The following is a 3,218-nucleotide window of genomic DNA, read 5'->3' on the forward strand; positions in this document are numbered from 1 at the left end:
TTAAAACATTCGGAAAAACATTGGAATAGTTCCCTTTAAAGAAGCGACGCTTCTTCCGAATAATAGACTGAATGTTGAGCTCACTCATTAAGCGATATACCTTTTTGTGATTTATAAAATAACCTTTTTCTTGTAAAGCGATTTTCATACGTGGATAACCATATTCCTTGTGCTTTACGTGAATAGATTGTATTACCTTTTTTAATCGTTGATCGGACTCTAGTCGCATGTTTTTTATGCTTTTTGTATGAATCCACTTATAGTAACTTGAACGATGTACACCCGCAAATTTAGTAAGCCATAGAACTGGATATTTTCTCTTTAATGATTCAATGATACGATATCTCTCTTTATATTTTGGTACGCCCCCATTTACAGATTTGGATACTGCTTTTTTAAATATTCAACCTGAGCCTTATAGTAGTCACGTTCCTCTTCAATGGTGTTGAAATGAACACGTTTGCCTTTTAAAGGGTTTGGTATCCCTTTCATTCCACTATTTTTCCCACGAGTATCTGTAATTTCACCACATTCTTTATATTTTTTCACCCAATTTTTAAGTTGTGTAGAGCTTTTAATCTGATATTTCTCCGTTATCATATCGTAGCTTCCTTCTCCGTTTAAATAACTTTGAACAGCTGATAACTTTACTTCTTCCGAGTATGTATTAAATGTTGTACCTTTTTTTGCCATGAAAAATCCCCTCCAAGTAATAGTGTAACATCCATGTTTATACATGGTCTTTTTAACACTGTCTACCTAAAGGGGATAATATCAGTAGCAATTGCTACAAGGTCTTTTTGTTTTTCTAATAGAAACGAAAGTAAACTTTTAGCCAAAAGTTTACTTTCATTCCCCCTTAAACATTGACTTTTATCTAATTTCATTGGAATTAGATAAAAGTATACATTCAAATCATTGAAAATAACAGGATTGGAAAATAGATGGATAAAAAGCAACGTTTAATTGATGTACAGCTAGTTCGGAACAAAGAACAGCTCGAAGAAAAAAACAAACAGCCACTATTTTGGGTCGCAGCATGTGCTAATTAACTCTTTTTCTAGAAAAGGCGTCTTTTATTACACCTGTTAATACATTTAGGAATAATAAAATAGCCATAACTGCCGTTAGTACGTTAAATTGCTTTGTTTTATAAGGAGCGAACCATTCCGTAAAGAACTCAGAATTAACAAGACGGTCTCCAACTCCTCCTTCCTTGAAGTTTGGTATCCACGAAGTCATATCAAGGATGATAAAGATTAATTGCATGACTAGAAATGCTCCAAGAATTTTCAGCCACTCTCGTATTCGATTAGGACGCTCTTTTTTTGATGTCATTTAAACAATCCTCCTTTAAGAATTTACTATTAAAAAGCTTTGTTTTGATAGATACGAATAGATAATATCCATGATACCCCATAGCAACAGACTGCTATGACAGAAATAACGAAAAATAATTTTAAATCTGAAATCTCTTTAAAAAAATTCAATACGTCATTAGCATATTTATTTAATAGGGGTACAGCCGCATGCCCATCAAGCTAACCAAGTAAATTACTAGATATGAAACGATCCTTGTTTCAAAACTAGCAATTGATAGAAAAGTAGGCATGCTAAAGAAGCCTATTAAAACGTGATTTTTTCGCTAGGCAGCTTGTCTATGCTTTACCGTCGTTTTATACACAATCCCTAGAATATCAAAGACGGTCATCTTCTTATACCGATGACATTTACGACCGTTCTTTTTGAGCAGCAGATAAAGACGATGCAAAATTTTTAAAATTTCTTCTGTGCCAACGGCTATCGCTTGAAACAGTAACGGAAAGTAATCTTTAATCATATAAATCGCTTTGTATTCACTCAGCTCCTGCTTTGTCTTTTCAAGCAGAAACTGTCGCATTTGAAACATCGTAGAAGAACAGAGGAGAATGCCGATGAGTTGTCCATATAAATGGCACTCTAGGCGTTCTCTTTTAATATTTTTACATTCATCAATTTCAAAAAATGACTTCCACGTTTTAAACAAAATTTCAATCTGCCAACGAAGTGAATACAATGAGTGCACGTAGTTCGTTGGTACTCCTTCTAGAGACGTGTTCGTGATATATACATTCATACCCATTAAACGTTTACTTTTATCCTTCATGACAATGCCTTTTTTCTTTTCACGTATCGCTTGGTTTTTCAGGCGTGTTTGCGTTTGATTATCGGTTAAACGATGGATAATGACACGTGCTGGAAGCTTCTGATTTTGGCCAATGTATGCCTCGGGGATTTCTATCGTTTCACCTGGGATTAGACCCGACATCATTTGTGTCATATCAAGTTGGATGTATTCTGTTTGCTTTTTTAACGTGCCGTTGTTGAAGTATTCTGGCTCAGGGTTCTTGATATAAATGCGTGTATTCAGCTTCAACCGCGAGATATAGTAAGCCTCTTTATCATGAATAGTTTGTAAGTCTCCTAAATCGAAGTAACCAAGATCACGTAAACACAAATCGCCCGCCTCTACGGTTTCAAGGCAGATGGTACCGTATGTTTTATCATTATTCTTTCCTGGTCCAAGCTGCACGTTAAGAAATTGACCACTAAGTAAATCATATTCCAATTGGATTTTCACGCCTGCCGTATTACTACTCCCGCCTGAACCTTGATAGTTAGTGGCGAAATGATCAGGCAGTTGAAACACTGTCGCATCTAAAATACGGATACGATTGAAAGTAGAGATCATGTGTGCAGAAAGCGAGTGATTTGAACAGAGTTTTTGTGTGAGAAGGGAAGTAAAGACTTCTCGAAGAAATGCGACAGCGGCTGGATTAAAGCGTTGATTCAGTCCTTCTGGACTCATCAGTACCCCAGTGGAAGCTTCCAATCGACTACACAATTGTGAAAGTGATGTGCTAGCTATTTCCTGACTGAGCCATACGCAAAGAGCAATGAGTTCGTTTGCTTGATACTTACTAGATCGCTGTACAAAGCCAACTTGTTTGGCGATATCTTGTAGGACTACTGGAGATAAAAAGTATTGTAGCTCTTGTGCAAAAAGATTCAGTTCATTTGAAATAATAGGATTCATTAAAAACACCATCCTTTCTCATAAACTTCTTACGATAAGCATAACGTTTTTTTATTTTAAGGGTATGATTTTAACTTCGCTTGATGGGCATGGGGTAGCACTAACAAAATTCGCATTTTCCAGTTTATAGAAAATGTTTATC

4 protein-coding genes and 1 pseudogene are annotated in these 3,218 nt (G+C 35.8%); all 5 read right to left on the reverse strand.

Annotated features, from left to right (window positions below):
• Positions 1-229 (reverse strand): IS3 family transposase (locus AB3X48_RS19855; protein ID WP_367959841.1); only part of this gene is annotated, 229 nt, incomplete at its 3' end.
• 143 nt (positions 230-372) lie between these two features.
• Entirely contained in the window at positions 373-693 is a 321-nt protein-coding gene (locus AB3X48_RS19860) for a helix-turn-helix domain-containing protein (protein ID WP_367959842.1), read from the reverse strand.
• A 351-nt stretch (positions 694-1,044) separates the two neighbouring features.
• A complete protein-coding gene (locus tag AB3X48_RS19865) occupies positions 1,045-1,338 on the reverse strand; it encodes a YfzA family protein (RefSeq protein ID WP_367959843.1) in 294 nt (97 codons plus the stop codon).
• Between the two features lie 29 nt (positions 1,339-1,367).
• Positions 1,368-1,517 (reverse strand): annotated as a pseudogene (locus tag AB3X48_RS19870) (ABC-2 transporter permease); the annotation flags it as partial.
• Positions 1,518-1,645: 128 nt separating this feature from the next.
• The gene (locus AB3X48_RS19875) at positions 1,646-3,076 is read right to left on the reverse strand and encodes an IS4 family transposase (protein ID WP_088099758.1); all 1,431 of its coding nucleotides are present in this window, start codon (positions 3,074-3,076) and stop codon (positions 1,646-1,648) included.
• Between the last annotated feature and the right edge of the window lie 142 nt (positions 3,077-3,218).

The organism is Bacillus sp. S4 (assembly GCF_040838205.1).
GTDB lineage: Bacteria > Bacillota > Bacilli > Bacillales > Bacillaceae_G > Bacillus_A > Bacillus_A cereus_U.

Excerpts from the sequence above, each read along its gene's own strand:
- AB3X48_RS19875 (WP_088099758.1), bottom strand. The coding sequence starts at position 3,076 with ATGAATCCTATTATTTCAAATGAACTGAATCTTTTTGCACAAGAGCTA.
- AB3X48_RS19860 (WP_367959842.1), bottom strand. The coding sequence starts at position 693 with ATGGCAAAAAAAGGTACAACATTTAATACATACTCGGAAGAAGTAAAG.
- AB3X48_RS19865 (WP_367959843.1), bottom strand. The coding sequence starts at position 1,338 with ATGACATCAAAAAAAGAGCGTCCTAATCGAATACGAGAGTGGCTGAAA.